The sequence below is a fragment of the Syntrophales bacterium genome (assembly GCA_023229765.1).
In the GTDB taxonomy this organism is placed as follows: domain Bacteria; phylum Desulfobacterota; class Syntrophia; order Syntrophales; family UBA5619; genus DYTH01.
This window is the reverse complement of record JALNYO010000073.1, coordinates 1-5,056: the sequence shown is the minus strand read 5'-3', so window position 1 is coordinate 5,056 and position 5,056 is coordinate 1. Positions and strand designations below refer to the sequence as shown.

The following is a 5,056-nucleotide window of genomic DNA, read 5'->3' as shown; positions in this document are numbered from 1 at the left end:
GCACTTCCCGGATTACTCCCTTTCAGTGCATTCGTGGCACACGTCGAGTAGCGCGGGGGAATCTCACCCCCACGCTCTCACAGAACCGGACGTGAACCTCTCGGCTCATCCGGCTCCTATCGTCCAGCCGCTAACTGAAGAAGCTGCCAATGGGCAAACAACTTTGGCTGTTTCCGCGCTATGCGCGTTATCCATTGCTGCGCCCGCCGCTTATGGCCTCTCAGTTTCTTGTATTTCCTCATCGCCCACTTCGCCAATATTCGGTCAAAGTGTTGGAAGGTCGGGTACATTGCTGATTTGTAGTAGCTTTTAAAGTAGTTTATCCAACCCCTGAGTACTGGGTTGAACATCCCGGCCAAGTCTTCCAGACTCTTGTCGCTGCGTTCATGTAAGTGCCATTCCCGCATGGTTTTGCGTATTGATTTCGTAGCTTCGTTGCTCACTGCCGGACTGAAGTTGACAAAGAATTTCCCCTTCCGGTTCTTGGACCTCCGGGGTCTGAATGTGTACCCCAGAAAATCGAATTGCTCGTGGGTATAATTTCCTTGCCGGTCGTCATCCTTGCAATAGACAATTTTTGTCTTCTGGGGATGCAGCTCCAATCGACACTCGGCAAACCGCTTCTCAATTTCTACTCTTAACCATTTGGCCTGTGCCTCACTGGTGCAGTGACAAACCACATCATCCGCGAACCGCTCGAAAGCAATCTGCGGAAAGTTCTTCCGCATCCACATATCGAACGCATAGTGCAGAAAGAGATTAGCCAGCAGGGGGCTGATAACTCCTCCCTGTGGTGTCCCTTTCTCCCGCTTGCAAAGGGCGCCATCGGCCATCTGAACCGGCGCTTTAAGCCACCGCTCAATGTACAAAACCACCCATTTGCATTCGGTATGTTTCCGTACCGCTCGCATCAGGAGTTCATGGTCGATATTATCGAAGAACCCCTTGATATCGAGGTCAAGCACCCAGTCGTTCCGCCAGCATCGCTGCCTCGCAACTCCCACAGCCTCTTTTGCTGATTTATCCGGCCTGTATCCATAGGAATCGGGATGAAAGTGTCGCTCCAATTCCGGTTCCAGGACTTGCTTGACTACCGCCTGAGCAATCCGATCTGTAACCGTGGGAATTCCCAACGGTCGCACACCACCATCCCCCTTCGGTATTTCGACACGGCGCACCGGCTGTGGAAGATAGCTGCCCGACGACATCCGATTCCAGAGTTTGTAGAGATTGTTTACTAAATCTTTTCCAAATTCCGCAATCGTCTCCCCGTCAACCCCGGCAGCTCCGCCATTTGCCTTTACCCGCTTGTACGCCTCCCAGACAAGGCGCTTGGAAATAATGTACGACTTTGCTTCACTCAAAAGAATCCTCCCGTTACTGGTTGTTCCTTCTGTAAAGCTGGACAATGCAGCCCCTTTGCTCCTGTCCCTTTCGGAACCTTCATCACTACTACGGGCTGCTCCGCCCCTGTGCCCCGCATCGGTACTCTCACGCTCATGGGGTCTTCCCACTTGCATTTCTCCCTTCGCATCGGGGCGACAGGTTCCCACGTTCCACACAAAAGCCTGAATCAAGTTCACGCCGCCTTAATGCCGGACGTCGTCTGGGCAGTAAACAGGTTCCCCCCAGACTTATCCCAGGTCAACGACTCTCCCTGGTTTTGACGTCATTCATACGCTTTCGACACGTCATCGAACGGTTCACTTTCGTTCGTCTCCTTGATTCCTATCTGACAAGTTTAATCTTGCCTTTTCCTCAACGCTCACTACAAGGGCTCTTTACCCTTGCAGCTTGAGGTGATTTGGAGCCTGCGCCTGTAAGCCGGCTCCGAGGGGCCCTCCCTCATCTTTTGTGCAGCACCGCACTTTCCGGAAATTCCTCCTTCGGTGCGTTCGTGGCACACAGTCGTCGGCGTAGCGGACAAAACGATGAGAGCGTTTCTCAAGCTCTTTGTCCAGATCATCCAGGATGATGTTGGCAAGTAATGGCGACATGGGACCGCCCTGAGGAACTCCCAAAGGTGTTTCCTGGAGACGTCCCTTAACCATCACCCCGGCACGCAGGTATTTTCCGATGAGGCGAAGAACCCGTTTGTCGCGAACCTTTCGCGCCACACGGCGCATCAACACGTCATGGTTGACCGTGTCGAAGAACTTCGACAGGTCCATATCGACGGCAATGCGATAGCCTTTCCGGATATACTCGCGGGCCTTGTAAACCGCATGATGGGCGGACCGTCCGGGTCGGAATCCGAAACTTGAATCCGAAAAAACCGGATCAGAGATCGGAGACAGAACCTGGGCGATGGCCTGTTGGATCAGCCGGTCGAGGACGGTCGGGATTCCCAGGGGACGACTTCCCCCTGTTGGTTTTGGTATCTCTACGCGCCTTACCGGCGAGGGCTGGTACGTACCTGCCAGGAGAGATTTTCGGATTCCGCCCCAAAGTTCTCTGGTATGGTCGGGAAACTGTTCGATGGAAATCCTATCGACGCCGGGTGCGCCGTGATTGGCCTTCACCCGTTTCCAAGCCGCTTCCAGGTTCTCTTTGGAGAGAATCCGCTCCAGCAGGCGCTCATTTGGGTCGAACGCATCCACGATGCGCCCCATGGGCACTCCTCCATACGGATTCATTATGTCATGGGAGCTCATAGAGGTTCTTCCCTTCTCTGTGTTCGGCCCTTCGGCGGGGTAAGTCTTTCCCGGTTTGCCGGGCTTGTTTCCTCACACCTACTATGGCCTCTGCTGACTCCTGCACGGTCCCTCGGCATGTTGCCATGACGAGCGCCACTCCCAAAGGAGTTGCAAACCGGGCAGGTCTCCCCGGATAAGGACGTGAACTGTGACTATGCAACCGCAGCATTTACCGTATCTCCCGAATCCAGGGCTTTGTCATGTTGTGCTGACTTACCCGGAGACTCAGCCTTGTATGCTGTTTCTGTTCGTCGGCTCATAGCTTTGCACTCCGGCTTCCTTCGGACGGTCCCTCGCGGTTCCGCCCTTGCCTTCGGCTAGTATTTGTGTCAATGTTTTTGACATTGACAGGATTCAGATACAGGGGACTTTCACCCCATAAGTTCACGCCCGTGCCGGGCGTACACCAGACGCTCAAGCCGATCGCGGCCCGCTGGGCCGCTCCGGCTTAGCTTTTCGTTGGGCTTGTTAAATGCGAATAATCTAACGAGGATATTTGCCCATGAAGGTCCTTCTTATTTCAGCCAATACGGAACAGTTCAACATGCCGGCCATGCCTTTGGGGCTGGCATGTGTGGCCGAGGCAACAAAAAACGCCGGGCACGATGTCATCATGCTGGATCTGATGTTTAAAATGGATGTCAATGACACACTTAAAAATGTCATTGCAGAATTCCGTCCTGAATGTATCGGTATATCAGTGAGAAACATTGACGATCAGAATATCGAAACCCCTCAATTTCTGCTCGAAAAAGTGAAAGAGGTTGTAACGGTCTGCCGGGATTTGTCCAATACACCGATTGTCCTTGGTGGTGCCGGCTACAGTATGTTTCCTGAAAGCGCCCTGGTTTATCTTGATGCAGACTTTGGAATAGAGGGAGAAGGGGAAATAGCATTCCCCGCTCTGCTGACGCGCTTGGAGAATAACGATGATCTTTCAGGGATGTCAGGACTGTATACCCGAGGTCACGACCCACATCAGCCAAAAACATTGAGCAACAATCTGGACAAATTAACATTGCCGGAAACCTGTATACTTTCTTCTTCCGCATCCCAGAATCACGAACCATGGATTCCGGTACAAACCAGGCGTGGTTGCGCCCTCAAATGCAGTTATTGTTCCACACCTATCATTGAAGGCTCTATCCTGCGGAAACGTTCACCAGAGGTTGTCGCAGCCTGGCTTGAGAGTTGGGTGAAGGCCGGGTATGCAAATTTCTTCTTCGTGGACAACACGTTTAATCTCCCCCCTGCCTATGCCAAATCGATATGCCGCCAGATTATTGAAAGAGAACTTGATATGCATTGGCGTTGTATTATTTACCCAAAAAATGCTGATGAGGAATTGGTTGAACTCATGGCCACGGCCGGTTGCAGGCAGGTAAGCCTGGGTTTTGAAAGCGGCTCCGAGCAGATACTCAAGAATTTGAACAAGCAATTCACACTGGAAGATGTGCGGGCAATATCAGCAATGTTTGCCAATCACGGGATTGAGCGCATGGGTTTTTTATTGCTGGGAGGCCCCGGTGAAACAAAAAAGTCCGTGGAAGTAAGTCTTGCTTATGCCGATTCTCTGAAACTTGACCTTTTGAGACTTTCGGCCGGTATCCGCATCTATCCTGATACACAATTGGCAGAGACTGCTAAAAACCAGGGTGTCATCACCTCCCAAAGCAACCTGCTTTATCCACATTTTTACTTGTCGCAAGAGCTGGAAGGGTGGCTTCCTGAACGCTTGAAAGAATGGCAGACGTCCCGTCCCTATGTGATTATGTGAATCATCAGTGTGGCCATAAATACGACGGCTTAGCCCAACGAATCAATTCAGGCGACGGGAAGAAGCACGGCGGCGCTATCGCGACAAGCTCATTGGCCCGCGCCTGATTTCAACCGTTGGGTGACAATGGATACATAAAGAGATCAAATATTAAGGGGAGGTACTTATGGCATCGTTTATGGTTCATGAAGTTGTAGAAATGGGAAGCCATGAAAGAAGAGGGCAAGGTAAGTTAGATTCTCTCTTGAAAGAAGGTTGGCAGATTATGGATGTTGATGATAGCGAGAAGTGGGAATATGATGATGAAAATTACGGCAAAGGGGTTCAGTGCTGCGTATACAAATATAAACTTCGTAAAGACTGACGTTCTTAATGGAGGTCTCATATTTTCAGGCAATGAATATGGCTAAGATACCAGGACAGATTGGTATTACTTCTAATGACTTGTGAAAACCACCGAACGAATAAGGATAGATCGTGAGAGCGAAGCGAACCACGATCTTATCCTGTAGTTGGACGAGCCCGTTGGAAGTTGGCAGGGTTTTTGTATATGCAAATATCTTTTTTCGAGTGTGGGGCGGAT

Annotated in this window: 6 protein-coding genes; 2 read left to right on the top strand and 4 right to left on the bottom strand. The window is 51.2% G+C overall.

The genetic code is table 11. The annotated features are described in order from the left end of the window. Positions 1 to 116: 116 nt before the first annotated feature. The 3 genes from ltrA (M0P74_17950) to ltrA (M0P74_17940) all read right to left on the bottom strand — a co-directional run bounded on the left by ltrA (M0P74_17950) (position 117) and on the right by ltrA (M0P74_17940) (position 2,654). Positions 117 to 1,364: a group II intron reverse transcriptase/maturase gene (gene ltrA / locus M0P74_17950; protein MCK9365470.1), complete on the bottom strand. Its 1,248-nt coding sequence runs from the start codon at positions 1,362 to 1,364 to the stop codon at positions 117 to 119. Beyond that, positions 1,361 to 1,501, bottom strand: coding sequence for a hypothetical protein (locus tag M0P74_17945; GenBank protein MCK9365469.1), 141 nt, complete (start codon positions 1,499 to 1,501; stop codon positions 1,361 to 1,363). The genes ltrA (M0P74_17950) and M0P74_17945 overlap by 4 nt, the downstream gene beginning before the upstream one ends. Positions 1,502 to 1,781: 280 nt before the next feature. Beyond that, positions 1,782 to 2,654 carry a group II intron reverse transcriptase/maturase gene (gene ltrA / locus M0P74_17940; protein MCK9365468.1) on the bottom strand — a complete coding sequence of 291 codons (873 nt, stop codon included), beginning with the start codon at positions 2,652 to 2,654 and terminating at the stop codon, positions 1,782 to 1,784. A gap of 544 nt (positions 2,655 to 3,198) precedes the next feature. On the opposite strand from ltrA (M0P74_17940), the gene M0P74_17935 reads away from it, so the two are divergent. Both M0P74_17935 and M0P74_17930 read left to right on the top strand, forming a co-directional pair. Beyond that, positions 3,199 to 4,473, top strand: a complete 1,275-nt coding sequence (locus tag M0P74_17935; protein MCK9365467.1) for a radical SAM protein — start codon at positions 3,199 to 3,201, stop codon at positions 4,471 to 4,473. Between the two features lie 166 nt (positions 4,474 to 4,639). Continuing rightward, entirely contained in the window at positions 4,640 to 4,837 is a 198-nt protein-coding gene (locus tag M0P74_17930) for a hypothetical protein (protein ID MCK9365466.1), read from the top strand. A gap of 25 nt (positions 4,838 to 4,862) precedes the next feature. Here the strand turns inward: M0P74_17930 and M0P74_17925 are convergent. Next, positions 4,863 to 5,056 (bottom strand): hypothetical protein (locus tag M0P74_17925; protein MCK9365465.1); only part of this gene is annotated, 194 nt, incomplete at its 5' end.